A 19,835-nucleotide genomic window follows, 5' to 3' on the forward strand; every position below is an offset into this window, starting at 1 on the left:
CTACGCCGGGTGGACGAGCCGGTGGATGAAGCCCAGCTTCTCGATCACCGGGGCCGACAGCACGAAGGGATAGAGGTCGGCCTGTCCCATGGCGCGGTTGAGGCTGTTCAGCGCCAGCGATAGCGGCATCCAGGCGTCGATGAGCTGGCTGATGTCGGCTGCGCGATAGGGGTCGAAATCGACGGTGGCGTCGAGCTCGTCTCCCTTCGCGAGACGGGGCTGCACCGTCAAGCCGAAGGCCCGCGCGATCTCGAGCGTGTCGACGATGTGCATGTAGTGCGCCCAGGTCTCGGCGAAGTCCTCCCACGGATGGGAGCTCGCGTAGTGGCTAACGAAGTTCGCCTGCCAGTCGGGTGGCGCGCCGTTGGCGTAGTGAGCCTGCAACGCCCGCCCGTAATCCTGGCTGTCGTCTCCGAAGAGCTGCCGGCAGGCCTCGAGCTGTCCACCGTCGCGCACCAGCCGGTCCCAGTAGTAGTGACCGATCTCGTGACGGAAATGCCCGAGGAGTGTCCGGTACGGCTCGTGCATGGCCACGCGATTCTTCTCGCGCACCGCATCGTCGGCCTCGGCCAGCGCGATGGTGATAAGCCCGTTGTCATGACCGGTCATGACACGGGGCGCATCGGGCTGCGGCAGCTCGGCGAGGAAGTCGAAGGCCAGCCCTTGCTCCGCCGATTCGGCCTTCGTGGGCAGCGGAAGCTTGAGCCGTAACAGCGAGTAGAACAGCCGGTGCTTGGCCATCTCGATCTTCTGCCAGTTGGCGGAGTTGTCGCCGATGGTGAGATCGGGGATCGTCCTGTTGTGCCGACAGGACAGGCAAAAAGTCTCGGACGACGTCGAGTCGACCAGCCAGTTGCAGGCCGCGTGATGGGCATTCGCACAGAAGCGGTAGAGCACATCCGGCGAGGCAAGGGCGCGCCATAGCTCGCCTTCGGGTTCCAATGCCGACACGGTCGCGACCTCGGGCACGTACCCGAGCTTATGCCCGCATTTCACACAGACATCGTTCTCGAAATACAGGATCTGCTGGCAGCTCTGGCACTTGAAGAGTTTCATGGCCGCCACAACGCCCGACAGGCCGCCATGTTGCGTTGCCGTCCCGTTGGACGGGAACTTTCACCCCGCGCCGGCCGTTCATGGGGCCTTGCAGGGGGAGATGCGCATGAGCGCCCGCAGCGAAGCCGACACAGTACAATCTGCCGGGGAACCCGTCGGAGCTCCGTCCGTTTTCGTACATGGAGGACGGGTGCTGCCCTCCGTCACCGTCGACACCTACAACGAAGAACTCCGCGATGACGAAGGCTTCGTGGGCGACCGCGCCAGCCGGCGTGCGTTCCAGGCCATCCTCGCCGACTGGCGCGACCGGTTGAAGGAGCGTGGCGAGGACCCGTTCGGCGACGTGCCGATGGAAGAGATCTCCAAGTCCAAGCTGGACAAGATGCTGAACGGCGGCGATCCGGTCTCGGCCGGGCTCGTCCACACCGTGGTCGAGGAGTTCGCGGGCGAGCTGGCGACAGTGGTGCGCCGCTTCCTGCGCCTCGGCTCATGGAAGGACACCGAGCGCATCGTGATTGGCGGCGGCATGATCGGCAGCCGGATCGGCGAACTCGCCATGGGACGCGCCAGCATCATGCTGGCCGCCGAGGGCGTGACGATCGAACTGCAGGCGATCGAGAACGATCCCGACGAAGCCGGGCTGATCGGCGCCGTGCACCTGGCCCCAAGCTGGGTGATGGCGGGACACGACGCCATCCTCGCCGTCGACATCGGCGGCACCAACGTGCGGGTCGGCGTGGTCGAGCTCAATGCCGGCAAGCGCGGCGAGGTCGAGGAAGCCGACGTCTGGAAGCGGCAGGTGTGGCGCCATGCCGACGACGAACCGGACCGCGACGAGGCGATCGAGAAGATTGCCGCGATGCTGAACAAGCTGATCGACCGTGCGAAGCAGGAGAAAATCAAGCTCGCGCCGTTCATGGGCATCGGTTGCCCCGGTCTGATCGACGAGCACGGCTTCATTCTGAAGGGCGGTCAGAACCTGCCGGGCAACTGGGAGGGAAAGTCGTTCAATCTCGCGGCCGCCCTATCCGCCCATCTCCCGAAGATCGACGGCCACGAGATCTTCATCCAGATCCACAACGACGCCGTCGTCCAGGGCCTGAGCGAGGTCCCGAACATGAAGGACGTCGAGCACTGGGGCGTCATGACGATCGGCACCGGCCTTGGCAACGCCCGGTTCACCAACCGCGAGTAAGGGTGTTCCGGCGTCGCCGTCCTATCCCATCTGATAACCGGGGGTGGACTTGGAGATGGCGATCTCCTCTGCGTCCATATCGTCGATGATGCCTTCGAACAGCGGCGTGGTGAGGTAGCGCTCGCCAGTGTCGGGCAGCATGCAGAGGATGATCGACCCGGGCGCGGCCTTCGCCGCCACCTGGAGTGCCACGGCGAAGGTCGAGCCGCCGGAGATGCCGGTGAAAATGCCTTCCTTCTGCGCCAGTGCCTTGGCGCACCTGATGCCGTCGGCCCCGGCGATCGGCAGCAGCTCGTCGTAGTACTTCTTGTCGATCGACTCCTGCAGCACGAGCGGGATGAAATCCGGCGTCCAGCCCTGGATCGGATGCGGCTCGAAGGCGGGGTGGCTGACCGAGGGGGAGCCGTCTTCCGCGCGTTCCTGCGCCTTGCCGCTGCCGAGAAGCTGGGCGTTGGCGGGCTCGGTCAGGATGATTTTCGTCTCCGGCCGTTCCTTGCGCAGCACCCGCGCCACGCCGGTCACGGTGCCGCCGGTCCCGTAACCGCTCACGAAATAGTCGAGCCGGCCGCCTTTGAAATCGGCCAGAATCTCACGCGCCGTAGTGGCTTCGTGGATCTCGGCATTGGCACCCGTCTCGAACTGATGGGCGAGGAACCAGCCGTTTGCCTTCGCGAGCTCGACCGCCTTCTGGTACATGCCGAAGCCCTTCTGGGCGCGCGGGGTCAGCACGACCTTGGCGCCCAGCATGCGCATCAGCTTGCGCCGCTCGATCGAGAAACTGTCGGCCATGGTGACGACCAGCGGATAGCCCTTCTGGGCGCAGACCATCGCAAGCCCGATGCCAGTATTGCCGCTGGTCGCCTCGACCACGGTCTGGCCTGGCTTGAGGGTGCCGTTGCGCTCGGCCGCCTCGATAATATTGACGGCCAGCCGATCCTTCACCGAGCCGCCCGGATTGAAGGCCTCGGCCTTTACGTAGATCGTGACGCCCTTGGGCGCCAGGGCGTTGATGCGGATACAGGGCGTGTCGCCGATCGTGTCGAGCACGTTGTCGTAAAGCCGACCGCGTCCCGCGGTGGTCCGGATCTTGGCGCCCATTGTCATCTCCCATTGCGTGAAGGCGAATTCTACGCCGGTTCAGCGGCGGCGCGAAACTGGCGTAGGATGCCAAGGATGCGGGGGAGCAAGCGATGAGACGCCGGACATTCTTGACAGGCATGGGCGCGGCCGTGCTGGTGGCGAAGACCCGGCCAGGCGCCGCACAGGCCGACGGGCTGCCCTCTTGGAACGACGGGCCGGTGAAGCGCTCGATTCTCGATTTCATCGCCCGCACGACGACGCCGGGCGGACCGGACTGGGTGCCGGTATCGGAGCGCATCGCGTGTTTCGACAATGACGGCACCTTGTGGACGGAGCAGCCTGTCTATTTCCAGGTTGCTTTCGCGGTCGATCGCATAAAGGCGCTGGCCGCCCAACATCCCGAATGGCGCACGCAGGAGCCCTTCCGGTCAGTGCTGGCCGACGACCGTGCCGCGCTGGCGGCGCTGGGCCTCAAGGCCATCGTGGAAGTGATCGAGGCCGCCCATGCCGGCATGACGACGGAGGATTTCGCCGCGACGGTGGTCGACTGGCTCGCGACCGCGCGCCATCCCCGCTTCGACCGGCCCTATACCGACCTCGTCTATCAGCCGATGATCGAGCTGCTGTCCCTGCTGCGCGCCCACCAGTTCAAGACCTTCATCGTGTCCGGCGGCGGCATCGAGTTCATGCGGCCCTGGACGGAACGCATCTACGGCATCCCGCCCGAGCAGGTCGTCGGTACGTCGAGCGTCACGAAGTTCGAACTGAGGTCGGACGGCACTCCGGTCCTGATGAAGGAACCCAAGGTCGAGTTCATCGACGACGGGCCGGGCAAGCCGATCGGCATCAACCGCTTCATCGGCCGACGCCCGGTCCTGGCCTTCGGCAATTCCGACGGCGACCAGCAGATGCTGGAATGGACGGCAGCCGGCAGCGGCGCCCGCTTCATGGGGCTGGTGCATCACACCGACGCGGTGCGCGAATATGCCTACGACCGGCCCTCGCCGGTCGGCCAGCTCGACAAGGCTTGGGACGAAGCGCTTCGCCGCCACTGGACCATCGTCGACATGAAGAAGGACTGGAAGGTGATCTATCCGTTCGAGCTGCGCTGACGTCCGCGTGCCCCGCTAGAGATCGAACTCGACGAAGACCGGCCAGTGGTCGGAGGCGACGATGCCGTAGCCGATCCACGCCCTCTTCACGCGGGGCGCGAGGTCATGGGTGACAAAGACATGGTCGATGCGGCCTTCCCGGGGGAACGATTCGACCTCCTCCTCGCTGTTGCCCGCGGCGATCCAGGCGTCGGCCAGGTGCATCGTCGTCCCGAGGCGGCCGTAGTAGCTGGTCTCGCCGCAGACCAGCGGATACTCGGGATGGTCCGGCGTGAAATTGAAGTCGCCGGCGAGGATGGCGGCCCGCGACACGTCGGGCCGGCGCTCCTGGAACATGAAGGTCGAGCCGGCGGCGCTGTCCCAGGTCGCACCGATGCGCTCGGCGTTCAGCACCGTGTCCATCAGGGCGCGGACCTGCGGCAGGCGCTGCTGCGGTCCGACATGGCTGAGATGGGCGCTGTAGACGCGCAGCGGTCCGGCGGGCGTCGCGATCGAGGCCTCGACAAAGCCGCGCTGCAGGTCGAAGCGGTCGACGAGCGCTGTCTTGGGCAGGAGGTGCCCGCGCGCCCAGACGATCGGCCAGCGCGAGATAACGGCATTGCCGAAGCTGCGGCGGCGGTTGACGATCCGCCCGTCGGCGCCAACCTCGCTGGCGTCGGACTCCATGGCCCCGTGATACCAGTGATAGCGGTTGAGCCGGCCGGCGATCTCGGCGGTCTGGTCGGCGAAGCCGTTCTGCGGCCAGCCGGAAACGGCTTCCTGGATACAGACGATGTCGGCTTCCGCCACCGTGTCGGCGATGCGGGCCACGTCATAGCGTCCGTCGGAACCGACGCCGTAGTGAATGTTGTAAGTACAGAAGAGCATCTTGGCTGCTAACTCATCGACTTATTTGGGGGTGCTCGTTTCACGTTAGATCAAGCACCCCCTGAAGTACCCGCCTTGGTGCAGGCTGCGACGTTACAACCACCGTCGGGCGCGCTTCCAAACGATCAGGTCGGCCTTGCCTCCGGGATCTGCCCGTCTGGTGGAGGTCTCGCCGCCCAGCAAGCAGGTCATCGAAGTGCCAGTTTCGGGACGAAGAGCGGTCGGGCCGAATCCTATTCGGTCTTCGCCGTCGTAACGCCCGAACGACGATCGTAGGTCAACGTGATCTTTGTGAGATTGCAAAGGTCCAGGCTTTCCCAGATCGCTTCCGAATTGTCGTCAAAGACGACTTTGAGGTCTTGCATGCATCGGCCCTTGGCTTGAGGGACGGTGATCTTCCAGGCCTCCCCGTTCTCGATGGTATGATCACCGAGAATATCCTTGCCCCAGGTCTTTGACTTCGTCGGCGACACATAGAGTTCGCTGATCGCCGAGCCGGTCGCGTTCGTCAGCCCGAAGCTCGTGCTGCTGCCGGTCGTGGCAGCCGCAGGAGGAGCAGGTGCAGGTTGGCTGGGCGCAGCGCCCATCATGACGGGCAGGCAAGGTCCTTGCGCATCGAAGTAGAGCGTGAAGGCCTTCGCCAGGGGTTTCGGGACCGAGTTCTCGCCGAAAGCCTGGCCTTTGGCTTCGGTTGCCTTCTGCATTTTCATTACGTCTGCCACGGCCTGGCGGTCGCCAGGGGCGATCTTGTCGGCGATGCAACTACACCAGTTGGATCTGTTCGAAGCTGGCGCCTGTTTAAGCATTTCGCTGGTGTTTACGTAGTCGAGGCATGCGTCGGCCAGGACGTCAGCTCGGGCCAAGGTCGAAAGCGAAAGCGTCGCCGCGCATCCAAAGGCCGCGGCAATGTACCGAAGTAAAGTCATCAAAGTCCCCCCCCCTTCGCCATGATCTCCGCCTTCTCGATAAAGGCAACAGCAATCTACGAGGAACCGCGCGGAATATGGCATGCGCCGCCTGTCATTCAGGGGCATTCGCCAGGAACTCCTGAGGCTGCAATTGGTTCGGCTGCTCCAGATCCTGGCCGTCTTCAGCCGTACCGGTTGCGCAAGGTGCCGACGCCGTCGATGACGATCTCGACGACGGTGCCGGCCTTCATCGGCAGCACGCCCAGCGACGTGCCGCAGGCGATGACGTCGCCCGGCACGAGGGTCATGTCCTGCGAGATCCGGCTGACCAGCTCGGCCGGCGGGAAGATCATGTCGTCGACCCGGTAGTTCTGGCGCTCGCGGCCGTTGACCAGGGTACGAACCGTGAGCGACGCGGGATCGAGGCCGGTCGCGATGACCGGGCCGAACACGCCGAACCCGTCGAAGTTCTTGGCGCGCGTCCACTGCGCAAAGGACGGATCGCGCTGCAGCAGTTCCATCGCCGTGACGTCGTTCACGCAGGTGTAGCCGAGGATGTGGTCCGCAGCCTCTGCCACCGACACGCCGGCACAGGCCTTGCCGATCACGATGCCGAGTTCGCCCTCATAGGCGACGCGGCCATCGTAGGATTTCGGCGCGGGGATCGCGTGGTCGTGCGCGGCGAAGCTGTTTGGCGCCTTCAGGAAGGTAAGCGGCTCGGCCGGGATCGCCCAGCCGTTCTTCTCGGCGGCGGCCCGGAAGTTGTTCCACAGCGCCACCATCTTGGTAGGCTCGGTCGGCGTCAGCCAGCGTGCATCGGCGACCGCCACTTCCTCGCCCGTCTCCGCACCGGGATCGAAGATCGTGCCCGCGTGCAGGCGAATCCGGTCACCTTCAAGGAGGCCGACACACGGGCGTCCAGCATGTTCGATACGGGCAAGGAAGGTCATGGCGCGTCGGCGATGCGCTTGCCGGTCTGCGAATCGAACAGGTGGAGATGTCCGGGATCGGCCTTGAAGCGCAGCTTCTCGCCGGGCTTGGCGAGGATATGACCGCCCTGGCGGACGGTCACGACCTCGCGCGCCTCGCCGAAACGGCCGTGCAGCAGCGTGTCGGCGCCCAGTGGTTCGGCCAGCTCGATCTCGAATTCCAGCGGGCCGTCGACCGCCGGATGCAGATGCTCGGGGCGGATGCCGACGGCCACGGGGGTTCCGCCGGCGGCCGTGGTGGCGAGGCCGATCGGCAGCACGACGCGAACGGCGCCCGTGCCAGCCAGCTCGATCGACCGGCTGCCCTCGACCACCTTGCCCGCCAGGAAGTTCATGGCCGGCGAGCCGATGAAACCCGCGACGAAGACGGAGGCCGGCCGCTCGTAGACATCCATCGGCGTGCCGATCTGGTCGGCGACGCCCGCGTTCATGACGATCAGCCGGTCGGCAAGCGTCATCGCCTCGACCTGGTCGTGCGTGACGTAGATCGAGGTGACACCGAGCTCGCGCTGCAGCCGCTTGATCTCGAGCCGCATCTGCACGCGCAGCTTGGCGTCGAGGTTGGAGAGCGGTTCGTCGAACAGGAAGACGGCCGGCTCGCGGACGATGGCGCGGCCCATCGCGACCCTCTGGCGCTGGCCGCCCGACAGCTGGCGCGGTTTGCGCTGGAGGAACGTCCCCAGTTCAAGGATCTTGGCGGCCTTCTGGACGCGCACGTCGATCTCGGCCTTGGAGAGGCCGCGGATCTTCAGGCCGTAAGCCATGTTCTCGTAGACGCTGAAATGCGGATAGAGCGCGTAGTTCTGGAACACCATCGCGATATCGCGATCCTTGGGCTCCAGCTCGTTGACCACGCGATCGCCGATCGCAATCGTGCCGCCGGTGATGCGCTCCAACCCCGCCACCATGCGCAGCAGCGTGGACTTGCCGCAGCCCGAAGGGCCGACGATCACGATGAATTCGCCGTCGGCAATCTCGATGTCGACGCCGTGAATGACCTCGAGCTTGTCGTAGCTCTTCCTGACGCCGCGCAGGTGGACTTGCGCCATGGTCTACTTCTCCGTCTCGCCTACTTCTCGGTTTCGACCAGGCCGCGCACGAACTGGCGCTGCATGAACACCACGACCAGGACCGGTGGCAGCATGGCGAGCATCGCCATGGCCATCAGCAGGTTCCAGCTCGGCACCGAATCGACCACATTGGCCTGGCGCGAGACCGTCATGACGACGGTGTAATAGCTTTCCTTGGTGGTGATCAGCAGCGGCCAGAGATACTGGTTCCAGCCGTAGATGAACTGGATCACGAACAGCGCCGCGATCGAGGTCCGGCTCATCGGCAGCAGGATGTCCCAGAAGAAGCGCATCGGCGAGGCGCCGTCGACCCTCGCCGCCTCGGTGAGTTCATCGGGCACGCTGAGGAAGAACTGGCGGAACAGGAAGGTCGCCGTCGCCGAGGCGATCAACGGGATGATGAGGCCCGAATAGGAATCAAGCATGCCCAGCGATGCGACGACCCCGTAGGTCGGCACGATGCGGACCTCGACCGGCAGCATGAGCGTCACGAAGATCGCCCAGAAGAAATACATCCGGCCGGGGAAGCGGAAGTACACGATGGCAAAGGCCGAGATGATCGAGATCGCAATCTTCCCGATGGCGACGCCCAGCGCCATGATCAGGCTGTTGGTCAGCGTCATCATCACCGGCGTACTGCCGACTTTGCCATAGCCCTCGGTCAGGACCTTGGCGTAGTTCTCGAGCAGATGGGGGCCGGGCAGCAGCGGAATCGGCGCCTGCAGCATCGTCTGCTGGCTGTGCGTCGAGGCAACGAACGTCATCCACACCGGGAAGGCGATGATGGCCAGCCCCAGCAACACGATGAAGTGGCTGAGCGCGGTGAGGAAGGGCCGGTTCTCGACCATCAGTAGTGCACCCGGCGCTCGATGAAGCGGAACTGCACGAAAGTGAGTGCGATGACGACGATCATCAGGATCACGGACTGGGCCGACGAGCCGCCCAGATCCTGGCCGCGGAACCCATCATTGTAGACCTTGTAGACCAGGATGTTGGTGGCATGGCCCGGCCCGCCCTTGGTCAACGCATCGACCACACCGAACGTACCGAAGAAGGCGTAGATGATATTGATCACCAGCAGGAAGAAGCCGGTGGGCGAGAGCAGCGGGAAGATGATGTCCCAGAACCGGCGGCCGGGGCCCGCGCCATCGATCGCCGCCGCCTCGATGAGCGACTTCGGAATCGACTGCAGGCCGGCCAGGAAGAACAGGAAATTGTAGCTGATCTGGTTCCACACCGCGGCAATCACCACCAGCAGCAGGGCCTGATTGCCGTTGATCACATAATTGAATTCGATGCCGATGCCCTGGAGCATCCAGGCGACGATGCCGACCGAGGGATTGAACAGGAATCCCCACAGGACCCCGGCGACGGCCGGCGCAACCGCGTAAGGCCAGACGAGGAAGGTCTTGTAGGCCGTGGCGCCGCGAATCACCCGGTCGGCCATGACCGCCAGCAGCAGGGACAGTCCGAGCCCGATGGCGGCGACCAGGAAGCTGAACATCACGGTCAGCCGCGCCGAGTGAGCGTAGCTGTCATCCCGGAAGAGCTGGGCAAAATTCTCGAACCAGACGAACTTCGAATTGCCGCCGAAGACATCCTCGATCAGCACCGACTGGTACATCGCCTGACCCGAGGGCCAGAAGAAGAACACCAGCGTGATGATCAGCTGCGGCCCCAACAGAAGATAGGGCAGCCAGCGTGTATTGAAGGTGACGCGCTTTTCCATGGCTCAGAGACGCTCCCCGCTTTCAAGCCTCCTCTCCCCCGCTCGGGGGAGAGGCTGGGTGAGGCGGAGACGCACCCCCTGTAACCCCCTCACCTAACCTCTCCCCCTAACGGGGGAGCGGAACATGAAGAAGGTCACAGACAAGGCCATCCTTACTTGTTCGCGGCTTCGAAGCGCTTGAGCTGCTCGTTGCCAGCCTTCACGGCGTCGTCGAGCGCGGTCTTCGCGTCCTTCTTGCCCGACCACACGTTCTCGAGTTCGCCGTCGACGATGTCGCGGATCTGCACGAAGTTGCCGATGCGCAGGCCCTTCGAATTCGCCGTCGGCGGATTGAGCGTCAGCTCCTGGACGGCCACTTCGCGACCCGGGAACTTCTTGTAGAAGCCTTCCTTCTCGGTCGCCTCTGCAGCGGCCAGGGTGATCGGCACATAACCCGTCTCCTGGTGCCACTTGGCCTGCACCGGCGTGCTGGCGAGGTAGCTCAGGAACTTGGCGACGCCCTTGTACTCGGCCGCCGGACGGCCCTGCAGCACCCACAGCGTGGCGCCGCCGATGATCGAGTTCTGCGGCTTGGCAATGACGTCGGGCGAATAGGGCATCATACCGATGCCGTACTTGCTCGTGCCGCCCAGCGCCTTGTCGATGCCCGCGGCCGAACCGGACGAGGCGATGTGGAACACGCAGTCACCGGCGGTGAACAGCGCCGTCGACTTGCCCTCGCGGCCGCCGTAGACGAACGTCTTGTCCTTGGTCCAGTCGGCCAGCATCTGAATGAACTTGACCCGGGCTGGGTCGTTGAACTTCAGCTCGATGTCGGTGCCCCCGAAGCCGTTGTCCTTCGTGGCATAGGGCAGATTGTGCCAGGCGCCGTAATTTTCGATCATGGTCCAGGTCTGCCACTGCGGCGTGAACCCGCACTTGGCGCCAGCGGCGACGGCCTTCTTCGCCATCTCGCCCAGCTCTGGCCAGGTCTTCGGCGGCTTGTTGGGATCGAGGCCCGCCTTCTGCATCAACTCCTTGTTCCAGTAGAGGACCGGCGTCGAGGAGTTGAACGGCATCGACAGCAGCTTGCCGTCGGGAGTCGAGTAGTAGCCATAGACTGGGCCGATATAGGCCTTGGGATCGAACGGCTCCTTGGCGTCGGCCATGAGCTGGTAGACCGGATAGACGGCGCCCTTGGCGGCCATCATGTTGGCCGTGCCGACCTCGAAGACCTGCACGATGTGCGGCGCCTGCTTGGCGCGGAAGGCAGCGATCGCGGCCGTCAGGGTCTCGGTATAGGAACCCTTGTAGACCGGGTTGACCTTGTATTCGCTCTGAGACTTGTTGAAGCCCTCGGCGAGGGCATTGACTGTATCGCCCAGATTGCCGCCCATGGCGTGCCAGAACTGGATCTCGGTCTGGGCGAACGCGGTGGACGCGCTCGCGAGTGCCGCCGCAGCCGCGACGGAAGACAGCAGAATCCGTATCATATCGAACAACCTCCCAGAATAATCCCCGGCGATGTATCGGCGGGCCGCACGACTGTGATGTGTCGGTTTTGTTGCGGTCTGATGACAGAACACCAAGACTGCGCTGCGAGCGCAACCCCCAAATGGTCGAACCTACTGGAGAGCGGCCAGGATCACGTCCGGCGCGTCGCTGATGACGCACTGCACGCCCATGCCGACCAGCGCCCGGGCGACGTCGCCGTCGTTGATGGTGTAGACGCTGAGGACAAAACCGGCCTTGCGGATCTCGACGGCCCGGACCGCGGTCAGGCGCTTGCCGTTGGTGTTGATGCCGGCGGCCGCCACCGCTTCGGCGCGGCCCTGCCAGTCGTCCTTCAACTCGTCGATCAGCAGCGCCCGCGCAAATTCCGGAGCGACCTCACGGGCGGCGGCGAGGGACTGGTCCCTGAAGCTCGACAGGAGCGGCGCCGGCAGCGCGGCCGGCCACAGGCGGCGCAGGGTCTCGACGGTGACCCGGGCGGTCTCCGCCTCGCGACCCTCGCACGGCTTGATTTCGACGTTGCAGCCCAGGCCCAGCTCGCCGAAGCAGGCGATCGCCTGCTCGAAGCTCGGCACCGACGGCGGCAATTCGGACGCACGCATCTCGGACGCCAGCCTGTCGACCCCGGTCGTCCGCTTCAGTGACGAATCGTGCAGGACGATGGGGACGCCGTCGGCCGTCAGCTTGACGTCGATCTCGACCCAGGTGGCCCCACGCCGATGGGCCTCCCGAAACGATTCCAGCGTATTTTCAGGTGCATAGGCCATGGCGCCGCGATGGCCGATCACGTTGGGGAGTTGCAGCATATGCGAATCCATAGCTAAGTCGGCTGCCGCAATAGCCGAATGTCCCGATACATGTCGACCTTCCCGGAGAAATTCCGCCTCGACGGCCGGACCGCACTGATCACCGGATCGGCCCGCGGCCTGGGCTGGGAAATGGCCAAGGGCCTGGCCGAGGCCGGCGCCCGGGTGCTGTTGCACGGCCGCTCGCACGAAAGGCTGGCGCCGCGGCTGGCCGAGCTGCGGGCCGCCGGGCGGGCAACCGACGGCGTGGTGTTCGGCATGGCCGACCGCACCGCCATGAAGCTGGCCCTTGCCGATGCCGGGCCGGTCGACATCCTGATCCACAATGTCGGCGAACGCGACCGCCGCCCCTTCACCGAGATCGAATCCGACGACTTCGCGCGCCTGGTCGACACCGATCTGTCGGCAGGGCAGGCGCTGATCCGGCTGGTCGTACCGGGCATGGTCGAACGGGGCTGGGGGCGGCTGATCCTGGTGACCTCGATCGCCGCGACGCTCGCCGCCCCGGGCGCTTCGTCCTACATCGCCGCCAAGGCGGGCCTCGAAGCCCTCGCCCGGGCGCTGGCCTCGGAACTCGGCGCCACCGGAGTCACCTCCAATGCCCTCTCGCCCGGCTTCTTTGCGACCGAGACCAACGAAGAGCTGATCGCATCGGCAGCCGGCGAGCGGATGCGGCTGCGCTGCCCGGCCAGGCGCTGGGCCGACCCGTCCGAAATCGCCGGCGCGGCAATCTTCCTCGCCTCCCCCGCTGCCAGCTACGTCAACGGCCATACCCTCACCGTCGACGGCGGCGTCACCGCAACCTACGTGGGCCAATGAAACTCCGACACTTCCTCCCCGGTCTGCTCACCTTCTCCTGCGCGCTGCCGGCACTGGCGGCGGGGGCAGACGCGCCCGCAATCGACGGACGTCATCTCGGCCTCACCTGGATGATCCCGTTCGCCGGCATCCTCCTCTCGATCGCGATCTTGCCACTGGCCGCGCCGAGCTTCTGGCATCACCATTTCGGCAAGGTCTCCGCCGCCTGGGCGGCGATGATCGTGATCCCTTTCGCCGTCCTTCATGGCGTGCCGACCGCTATTTACGAGATCATCCACCTCCTCCTGCTCGACTACATTCCCTTCATCGTGCTGCTGCTGGCGCTGTTCACGGTGACCGGCGGCATCCGCATCAAGGGCAACCTGCACGGCTCGCCATCGATGAACACGGCGTTGCTGGCGATCGGAACGGTGCTCGCGGGCTGGATGGGAACGACCGGGGCATCGATGCTGCTGATCCGGCCCGTGATCCGCGCCAACGACGATCGCCGGCACAAGATTCACGTCTTCGTCTTCTTCATTTTCCTCGTGTCGAACATCGGCGGCGCCCTGACGCCCCTCGGCGATCCGCCGCTCTTCCTGGGCTTCCTGAAGGGCGTCAGCTTCTTCTGGACGACCGAGCATCTGTTCGGAGAGATGCTGGTCTGCGCCCTCATCCTCCTGGCGCTGTTCTACGCCATCGACAGCTACTGGTACCGCAAGGAAGGCCGTCCGAAGCCGGACCCGACTCCCGAGACGCCGGTGCGGATCGAGGGCGGCGTCAACATCATCCTGCTGGCAGCCATCGTCGGGGCCGTACTGGCCAGCGGGACCTGGAAACCCGGCGTCCACTTCACGGTCTTCCACGTCACACTCGAACTGCAGAACCTGCTGCGCGACCTGGTTCTGGTGGCAATCTGCTTCCTGTCGCTGCGCCTGACCTCTCGGGCGTCGCGCATCGACAACGGTTTCAGCTGGGGCCCCATGGCCGAGGTCGCCAAGCTGTTCGCCGGCATCTTCATCACCATCGCACCGGCGCTGGCCATCCTTCGGGCCGGCAAGGACGGCGCCCTGGCGCCGCTGGTCGCCCTGGTGACGGGCCCCGACGGCCAGCCCAACGATGTCTGGTACTTCTGGCTGACCGGCATCCTCTCGAGCTTCCTCGACAACGCGCCGACCTATCTCGTCTTCTTCAACCTGGCCGGCGGCGATGCCAGCGTGCTGATGGGCGCGCTCGCCAGCACACTGGCGGCGATTTCCTGTGGCGCGGTGTTCATGGGCGCTAACAGCTACATCGGCAACGCCCCCAATTTCATGGTCAAGGCCGTCGTCGAGGAGGCCGGCATCCGTATGCCGAGCTTCTTCGGCTACATGGCCTGGTCGTGCGGGATTCTTCTGCCGCTCTTCCTCCTACTCACCCTGATCTTCTTCTGAGGCTCGAGCGGCCTAGGTGGTTTTGCCATCCGGATTTTCTGGCACAGTGAGAAAACTGCATTAGAATGAGTCGTGGCTGACAAAAATTAAACAAGTACATGGGGAGGCTTCGGGAATGGCCGCACTTCTCAAACTGAGCGCTGCGATCGACCGAATGACGGAATTCGTCGGACGTTCGCTCTACTGGTTGATCCTCGTCATGGTGCTGGTCAGCACCCTGAACGCCATTTCCCGAAAATTCCTGAACGTGAGTTCGAACGCCTGGCTCGAGCTCCAGTGGTACATGTTCGCGGCCGTGTTCATGGGATGCGCGGGCTATGCGCTCCTGCGCAAGGAGCACATCCGGATCGACATCATCGCCAGTCACCTGTCGGATCGAGCCAACCAGCGCATCGCCCTGTTCGGCCACATCTTCTTCCTCGTGCCGCTCTGTCTGATCATGCTCTATTTCTGCTGGCCCTACTTCCTCGAGTCGGTGCGGGTCAACGAGCATTCGAGCAATGCCGGCGGCCTGGTCCGCTGGCCGGTCAAGCTGATCATGGTCGTCGGCTTCGTGCTGCTGCTTGTGCAGGGCATCTCGGAGATCATCAAGCAGGTGGGCGTGATGCTCGGGGTCTATGTCGACCCGCGTACCGCACCGTCCTCTCACTGAGGCCCGCGCCATGAGAATTCTTCGCGGGATCTTCTATCTCTTCCTCATCTTCATCGCCGCGCTGGTGGTGTCTTCCTTCGTTGCGCCGCAAAGCGTGCTCGCGGGCTGGGTCAAGGCCGAGATGGCCCCGATCATGTTCGTGTCGCTGGTCTTCTTCCTGTTGCTCGGCTACCCGGTCGCCTTTTCGTTGAGCGCGCTGGGACTGCTCTACGCGATCATCGGCATCGAACTGGGCCTGTTCACGCCCAACCTGATGCAGGCGCTGCCGAATCGCCTCTATGGCGTGATCGAGAACGAGACCCTCCTGGCGATCCCGTTCTTCACCTTCATGGGACTGATCCTCGAACGATCCGGCATGGCCGAGGATCTTCTCGATACGATCGGCCAGCTGTTCGGGCCGTTGCCCGGCGGCCTCGCCTATGCGGTCGTGTTCGTGGGCGCGCTTCTGGCGGCGACGACGGGTGTCGTGGCCGCGTCCGTGATCTCCATGGGTCTGATCTCGCTCCCGATCATGCTGCGCTACGGCTACGACCGGAAACTCGCATCCGGCGTCATCGCCGCCTCTGGCACCCTGGCGCAGATCATTCCACCCAGCATCGTGTTGATCGTGCTCGCGGACCAGCTCGGCCGATCGGTCGGCGACATGTACAAGGGCGCCATCATTCCGGGGTTCGTTCTGACCGGCCTGTATGTCGGATACGTCTTTTCCCGGACGATCTTCACGCCGGGCGTGGCGCCGGCGCTGCCGCCGGAAGCGCGGCAGCTCAAGGAGGACAATGGAAGCGCCGGCTACACGTCGCTGCTCGTGCTCCTGGCCTGCGTCGTCGCCTGCAGCCTCGTGCTGGCCCATGTGCTGGACTGGGAGGGAATCTGGGCGGCGTCGTTGTCGGGCGTTCTGGCCTATGTGCTGGCGATCGCCAACCGCAGCTTCAACCTCGGACTCTTGAGCCGGCTGGCCCAGCAGGTCGTCATCGTGATGATGCCGCCGCTGGCGCTGATCTTCCTGGTACTGGGCACGATCTTCATCGGTCTCGCGACCCCGACCGAGGGCGGAGCGATGGGGGCCACCGGCGCGGTGCTTCTGGCTCTCGCCAACCGGCGGCTGGATTTCGCCCTGCTGCGGCAGGCCATGGATGTGACGGCCAAGCTCACGGCCTTCGTCATCTTCATCCTGGTGGGCGCGCGCGTCTTCAGCCTCAGCTTCTACGGCGTGAACGGCGACCAATGGGTCGAGCATCTCCTCCTGGGACTGCCAGGCGGACCGGTCGGCTTCCTCATCGTCGTGAACGTACTGATCTTCTTCCTGGCCTTCTTCCTCGACTTCTTCGAGCTGGCCTTCATCATCATTCCGCTCCTGGCCAAGCCGGCCGAAGCCCTCGGCATCGACTTGATTTGGTTCGGCGTGCTGCTGGGCGTGAACATGCAGACGTCGTTCATGCACCCGCCCTTCGGATTTGCTCTTTTCTACCTGAGGTCGGTCGCGCCCGAAGGAAGCTACGTCGACAAGATCACGGGCAAGATGATGGATGGCGTCACCACGGCGCAGATCTATTGGGGTGCCGTGCCGTTCGTGTGCATCCAGGTCATCATGGTGGCGTTGGTCATCGCCTTCCCCGGCATGGTCACGGCAGGCCTCGACAAGGGCAACGGGGTCGATCCGAACAAGGTGAAGATCGAGATCCAGGCACCGCCCTCGGTCGACGACGCCCCACCGATCTCGTTCAAGTAGCTCGAGACGCAAGCCCCGCCCAATGGTCGGGCGGGGCTTGCCGGGCGCGCCCCCGGCAGCCGAAATACGGCCGCAATTCGGCCGCTGGAGCGGACAAGAAACCGCAGGATCAGCCCGGCGCTTTTCTGTAGGTTGCCTGCGTCCCCGGCCAAGGCAGACCCGGCCCGCCCCTCGCCTCGAGGATGCCAGGCGCCGGGGCGAAAAGCTGTAGAATTGCCTCGTGGCCCACGCTGTAAGCGCCTTTTCCTATCGATCGGACCGCATGTCGCCCGTCGCGCTCGCGCTGGCGATCCTGCTGCATGTGCTGGTGGTGGCGGCGCTGTGGTGGCTGGCGCAGCAGAAGCCGCCAGTGCCGCCGGTCGAGGAGGCGATCACCGTCTCGTTCGAGCAGCCCAAGCCGCCCGATCCCCCTCCGCCTGAGCCACCTCCGCAGCCGCCCGCGGCCCAGCCGCAGCAGGTTCCGCTGCCCCGGACGCTGCCGCCGATCAATCTCGGCGTGCGCCCGCCGGCGCCCGTCACGGGGGACCGGCCGACCCAGGCACCGCCCACCGACCAGGTGTCGAAGCTACCGCCGGCGGCCCCGCCGCCCCCCGAGAGCAAGGAGGAGTCGAGCCTCCTGACCGAACCTGAAGCCGCGCCGCCGACGCCCGCGCCCGCCGTGAAGCCCGCGCCGGAGCCGCCGACGGAACAGGGGCTGAAAGTGGCGCCGACACCGCCGCCCCCGCAACCGGCGGCTCCATCGCCGCCCGCGAAGCCGCCAGAGCCCACGCCGCACCAGCAGGCGCTCGCCTCGCCGCCGAGGCCGCCCCCGCCCGCACCCAAGCCCGCCCTGAAGCCGTCGCCGCTTTCGACGGCGCCGTCGCAACGACCGCCCTCGGCGTCCTCGGCCGAGCAGCCGTCGCAGCACCGCTTCGTCAATCCCGCGGACACCTATGCGCGCGCCAAGGTCGCGGACAATTACCTCGCCGAGGTCCTGCGCAAGATCGTCGGCTACCGCTACCAGTCGAGCACCCAGAAGCGCCAGGGCGTGACGGTCGTGCGGATCGTCATCGCCCGGGACGGCCGGCTGCTCGGCGCCACCGTCATCAGCTCGAGCGGCGAACCGGAGTTCGACGAAGGCGTGCTGGCCGGCGTCCGCGCCGGCGCGCCTTATTCGCCCCTGCCAGACAACATCAAGGGGGCCAGCGCCCCCTTCGATCTACCGCTGGTGTCGGTCAGGCGCTAAGTCGCCCTTTTTCGATTCGTTTGTTTCGTTTATTCACCGGGACTCAGGCGTGTTCATCCCGCCGGCACACACCGCAATTGCGAATTATTCGCGATAACGCCGCCGGCGGGCTCATCGCTCGTAGCCCATCAGCTCGAACGTCCCGCGGCACGACTCGTAGATGGCCCTCTTCTGCGGTTCCGTCAGGATCTCCGCGGCGGGCCGTCGATCGGCGCGCTGCACTGTCTTGGCGCGCGGCAGCTCGCCATCGAACCGGAGCCCGGACTTCGCGAGGACCGCCTGGAACGACCCGGGCAGATCCTCCTGGCGGATGATCTCGTCGAGCGCGACCTTGCCGTCGATGGTGTAGAGGTCGCCGTTGTCGATCTCGTTGCCGGCGATCAGCTCGTCGAGGACGGGCTGGAAGTCGGCGGCCGGCCTGCCCATGAACCACATCTTCCAATAGGCCTGCGAAACCGCCTTCTCATACGGGTGCCGTTCGATCGTCCACTTGTGGGCCTTCTCCCAGAACGCCTCGCCGAGCATGCGGCGCGCCAGGCTCGCCGGCATGTGGTTGTAGTACTCGTTGCCGGTGGGATGTCCCTTCATCATCTCCTGGTAGTCGGCTTCGCCGCCCCTCTCGAGCACGCCCTCATGGCCGCTCGCCGAAGCCGGCCCGACACGGAAGTTCTGCGGTCCGCGCCAGCCGTGCGCCTGCCGGATCTTCTCATCGTCGGGATGGATGGGCGTGATGATGTCGGCGTCGCCGCAAAGGCTGCTGAGCACCAGCTCGATCGCCGTACCGGCCGTCTTCCGGGTCTTGATGAAGATGAAGCCGTGTTCGAATGATGCGATCATGCCCGACATGCCTTTCCGCTCGTCCGCCGCCTGCGCCCATGGCAGACCCTCACCCGGCGCCCGGCGATGGTGGACCCGGGCGTTCCTGCTGGTGAACCTCACCCTTTTCCTCGGTCAGGCGCAAGCGATGGCGCAGACGAGTGCGGAAAACCTGCAGAACAGCGCCAACGATCCGCTGACGCCCAAGATGGCGTTCGAGTTCCACAACTATGCCCAGCCCGTTCTCGCGGAGCGGCCTGGCAGTGGCGCCGACCAGGGATACCTGCGCTTCGTCCTGCCTCATGCCCTTCTCGGCGTGGACCAGATGATGCGCGCATCGATGCCCATCGTGGCCAGCGCCTGGGACCCGGAGAAGGCGGTCAACGGTGTGGGCGATTTCACGATCTTCGACCTGGCGGTCTTCTACTTCGGCTCCGTGAAGACCGGTATCGGCCCGCTACTGGTCGTGCCGACGGCGAGCGCTCCCGCCCTGGGCACCTCCAAGTGGCAGGCCGGGGTACAGACGGTCGTCAGCGCACCCCATTCCTGGGGCCTGACGACGCTCCTCGCCTCCTGGCAGCAGACGTTGGACGGCACGCTCCAGACCGTCACGGCGCAACCGCTGCTCTTCTACAATCTGGGTGACGGGTTCTATCTGCGCTCCTCGGGCATCGCGTCGTTCGCCCTCGGCAGGAATGCCGTGGTCCCGGTCGGACTGGGACTGGGCCGTGTGTTCGAGCTTCCCAACGGCGCCCGCCTCAACACCTTCGTGGAGCCGCAATATTCGGTGATCCAGAGCGGCCCGGGCGTGCCATCCTTCCAGGTCTTCGCCGGCGTCGTCGTCCAGCTTCCTGTCAGCCTTCGCTGACGAAACCGGCA

General features: G+C 65.2%; 19 protein-coding genes. 8 read left to right on the forward strand and 11 right to left on the reverse strand.

Annotated elements, in window-relative coordinates; genetic code table 11:
* A complete protein-coding gene (locus Q0Q48_RS01140; RefSeq protein WP_295132584.1) occupies positions 1 to 1,056 on the reverse strand; it encodes a putative zinc-binding peptidase in 1,056 nt (351 codons plus the stop codon).
* A 190-nt stretch (positions 1,057 to 1,246) separates the two neighbouring features.
* Here Q0Q48_RS01140 and Q0Q48_RS01145 point away from each other — a divergent pair, with 190 nt between their 5' ends.
* Entirely contained in the window at positions 1,247 to 2,251 is a 1,005-nt protein-coding gene (locus Q0Q48_RS01145) for an ROK family protein (RefSeq protein ID WP_295132587.1), read from the forward strand.
* 21 nt (positions 2,252 to 2,272) lie between these two features.
* Here the strand turns inward: Q0Q48_RS01145 and Q0Q48_RS01150 are convergent, their stop codons facing one another.
* On the reverse strand, positions 2,273 to 3,349 hold the full coding sequence (locus Q0Q48_RS01150) for a pyridoxal-phosphate dependent enzyme (RefSeq protein ID WP_295132590.1): 1,077 nt from the start codon (positions 3,347 to 3,349) through the stop codon (positions 2,273 to 2,275).
* Positions 3,350 to 3,468: 119 nt separating this feature from the next.
* Between Q0Q48_RS01150 and Q0Q48_RS01155 the strand changes: the two genes are divergently transcribed.
* On the forward strand, positions 3,469 to 4,443 hold the full coding sequence (locus Q0Q48_RS01155) for an HAD family hydrolase (RefSeq protein ID WP_295133742.1): 975 nt from the start codon (positions 3,469 to 3,471) through the stop codon (positions 4,441 to 4,443).
* Between the two features lie 15 nt (positions 4,444 to 4,458).
* Here the strand turns inward: Q0Q48_RS01155 and Q0Q48_RS01160 are convergent, their stop codons facing one another.
* From Q0Q48_RS01160 to Q0Q48_RS01195, 8 genes are all read right to left on the reverse strand, one after another.
* A complete protein-coding gene (locus tag Q0Q48_RS01160) occupies positions 4,459 to 5,310 on the reverse strand; it encodes an endonuclease/exonuclease/phosphatase family protein (protein WP_295132593.1) in 852 nt (283 codons plus the stop codon).
* A 233-nt stretch (positions 5,311 to 5,543) separates the two neighbouring features.
* Entirely contained in the window at positions 5,544 to 6,236 is a 693-nt protein-coding gene (locus Q0Q48_RS01165; protein WP_295132595.1) for a hypothetical protein, read from the reverse strand.
* A gap of 164 nt (positions 6,237 to 6,400) precedes the next feature.
* Complete coding sequence (locus Q0Q48_RS01170) at positions 6,401 to 7,168, reverse strand: fumarylacetoacetate hydrolase family protein (RefSeq protein ID WP_295132597.1); 768 nt, start codon at positions 7,166 to 7,168, stop codon at positions 6,401 to 6,403.
* Entirely contained in the window at positions 7,165 to 8,256 is a 1,092-nt protein-coding gene (locus Q0Q48_RS01175) for a sn-glycerol-3-phosphate import ATP-binding protein UgpC (protein WP_295132600.1), read from the reverse strand. The genes Q0Q48_RS01170 and Q0Q48_RS01175 overlap by 4 nt, the downstream gene beginning before the upstream one ends.
* Positions 8,257 to 8,276: 20 nt before the next feature.
* Positions 8,277 to 9,125, reverse strand: a complete 849-nt coding sequence (gene ugpE / locus Q0Q48_RS01180) for a sn-glycerol-3-phosphate ABC transporter permease UgpE (protein ID WP_295132603.1) — start codon at positions 9,123 to 9,125, stop codon at positions 8,277 to 8,279.
* Entirely contained in the window at positions 9,125 to 10,006 is an 882-nt protein-coding gene (ugpA, locus tag Q0Q48_RS01185; RefSeq protein WP_295132606.1) for a sn-glycerol-3-phosphate ABC transporter permease UgpA, read from the reverse strand. The genes ugpE and ugpA overlap by 1 nt, the downstream gene beginning before the upstream one ends.
* Before the next feature lie 152 nt (positions 10,007 to 10,158).
* On the reverse strand, positions 10,159 to 11,478 hold the full coding sequence (ugpB, locus tag Q0Q48_RS01190) for a sn-glycerol-3-phosphate ABC transporter substrate-binding protein UgpB (protein WP_295132609.1): 1,320 nt from the start codon (positions 11,476 to 11,478) through the stop codon (positions 10,159 to 10,161).
* Between the two features lie 132 nt (positions 11,479 to 11,610).
* Complete coding sequence (locus Q0Q48_RS01195; RefSeq protein ID WP_295132612.1) at positions 11,611 to 12,303, reverse strand: glycerophosphodiester phosphodiesterase family protein; 693 nt, start codon at positions 12,301 to 12,303, stop codon at positions 11,611 to 11,613.
* 51 nt (positions 12,304 to 12,354) lie between these two features.
* Here Q0Q48_RS01195 and Q0Q48_RS01200 point away from each other — a divergent pair, with 51 nt between their 5' ends.
* The 5 genes from Q0Q48_RS01200 to Q0Q48_RS01220 all read left to right on the forward strand — a co-directional run bounded on the left by Q0Q48_RS01200 (position 12,355) and on the right by Q0Q48_RS01220 (position 18,140).
* On the forward strand, positions 12,355 to 13,122 hold the full coding sequence (locus Q0Q48_RS01200; protein ID WP_295132616.1) for an SDR family oxidoreductase: 768 nt from the start codon (positions 12,355 to 12,357) through the stop codon (positions 13,120 to 13,122).
* Entirely contained in the window at positions 13,119 to 14,534 is a 1,416-nt protein-coding gene (locus Q0Q48_RS01205) for a sodium:proton antiporter (RefSeq protein ID WP_295132619.1), read from the forward strand. The genes Q0Q48_RS01200 and Q0Q48_RS01205 overlap by 4 nt, the downstream gene beginning before the upstream one ends.
* Before the next feature lie 115 nt (positions 14,535 to 14,649).
* Complete coding sequence (locus tag Q0Q48_RS01210; protein WP_295132622.1) at positions 14,650 to 15,186, forward strand: TRAP transporter small permease subunit; 537 nt, start codon at positions 14,650 to 14,652, stop codon at positions 15,184 to 15,186.
* 121 nt (positions 15,187 to 15,307) lie between these two features.
* The gene (locus Q0Q48_RS01215; protein WP_295133745.1) at positions 15,308 to 16,915 is read left to right on the forward strand and encodes a TRAP transporter large permease subunit; all 1,608 of its coding nucleotides are present in this window, start codon (positions 15,308 to 15,310) and stop codon (positions 16,913 to 16,915) included.
* 220 nt (positions 16,916 to 17,135) lie between these two features.
* The gene (locus tag Q0Q48_RS01220) at positions 17,136 to 18,140 is read left to right on the forward strand and encodes a TonB family protein (protein ID WP_295132626.1); all 1,005 of its coding nucleotides are present in this window, start codon (positions 17,136 to 17,138) and stop codon (positions 18,138 to 18,140) included.
* 111 nt (positions 18,141 to 18,251) lie between these two features.
* Here the strand turns inward: Q0Q48_RS01220 and Q0Q48_RS01225 are convergent, their stop codons facing one another.
* Positions 18,252 to 18,977, reverse strand: a complete 726-nt coding sequence (locus Q0Q48_RS01225) for a hypothetical protein (protein ID WP_295132628.1) — start codon at positions 18,975 to 18,977, stop codon at positions 18,252 to 18,254.
* Between Q0Q48_RS01225 and Q0Q48_RS01230 the strand changes: the two genes are divergently transcribed.
* Positions 18,976 to 19,824, forward strand: coding sequence for a hypothetical protein (locus tag Q0Q48_RS01230; RefSeq protein ID WP_295132631.1), 849 nt, complete (start codon positions 18,976 to 18,978; stop codon positions 19,822 to 19,824). The genes Q0Q48_RS01225 and Q0Q48_RS01230 overlap by 2 nt on opposite strands.
* Positions 19,825 to 19,835: the final 11 nt, after the last annotated feature.

Source organism: uncultured Reyranella sp. (assembly GCF_945957355.1).
Classification (GTDB): domain Bacteria; phylum Pseudomonadota; class Alphaproteobacteria; order Reyranellales; family Reyranellaceae; genus Reyranella.

Coding starts and splice junctions, on each gene's coding strand:
- Q0Q48_RS01225 (WP_295132628.1), bottom strand. CDS start 18,977: ATGATCGCATCATTCGAACACGGCTTCATCTTCATCAAGACCCGGAAG.
- Q0Q48_RS01200 (WP_295132616.1), top strand. CDS start 12,355: ATGTCGACCTTCCCGGAGAAATTCCGCCTCGACGGCCGGACCGCACTG.
- Q0Q48_RS01155 (WP_295133742.1), top strand. CDS start 3,469: ATGGGCGCGGCCGTGCTGGTGGCGAAGACCCGGCCAGGCGCCGCACAG.
- Q0Q48_RS01195 (WP_295132612.1), bottom strand. CDS start 12,303: ATGCTGCAACTCCCCAACGTGATCGGCCATCGCGGCGCCATGGCCTAT.
- Q0Q48_RS01160 (WP_295132593.1), bottom strand. CDS start 5,310: ATGCTCTTCTGTACTTACAACATTCACTACGGCGTCGGTTCCGACGGA.
- Q0Q48_RS01165 (WP_295132595.1), bottom strand. CDS start 6,236: ATGACTTTACTTCGGTACATTGCCGCGGCCTTTGGATGCGCGGCGACG.
- ugpB (WP_295132609.1), bottom strand. CDS start 11,478: ATGATACGGATTCTGCTGTCTTCCGTCGCGGCTGCGGCGGCACTCGCG.
- Q0Q48_RS01205 (WP_295132619.1), top strand. CDS start 13,119: ATGAAACTCCGACACTTCCTCCCCGGTCTGCTCACCTTCTCCTGCGCG.
- Q0Q48_RS01140 (WP_295132584.1), bottom strand. CDS start 1,056: ATGAAACTCTTCAAGTGCCAGAGCTGCCAGCAGATCCTGTATTTCGAG.
- Q0Q48_RS01175 (WP_295132600.1), bottom strand. CDS start 8,256: ATGGCGCAAGTCCACCTGCGCGGCGTCAGGAAGAGCTACGACAAGCTC.
- ugpA (WP_295132606.1), bottom strand. CDS start 10,006: ATGGAAAAGCGCGTCACCTTCAATACACGCTGGCTGCCCTATCTTCTG.
- ugpE (WP_295132603.1), bottom strand. CDS start 9,125: ATGGTCGAGAACCGGCCCTTCCTCACCGCGCTCAGCCACTTCATCGTG.
- Q0Q48_RS01215 (WP_295133745.1), top strand. CDS start 15,308: ATGGCCCCGATCATGTTCGTGTCGCTGGTCTTCTTCCTGTTGCTCGGC.
- Q0Q48_RS01210 (WP_295132622.1), top strand. CDS start 14,650: ATGGCCGCACTTCTCAAACTGAGCGCTGCGATCGACCGAATGACGGAA.
- Q0Q48_RS01230 (WP_295132631.1), top strand. CDS start 18,976: ATGCCCGACATGCCTTTCCGCTCGTCCGCCGCCTGCGCCCATGGCAGA.
- Q0Q48_RS01150 (WP_295132590.1), bottom strand. CDS start 3,349: ATGGGCGCCAAGATCCGGACCACCGCGGGACGCGGTCGGCTTTACGAC.
- Q0Q48_RS01170 (WP_295132597.1), bottom strand. CDS start 7,168: ATGACCTTCCTTGCCCGTATCGAACATGCTGGACGCCCGTGTGTCGGC.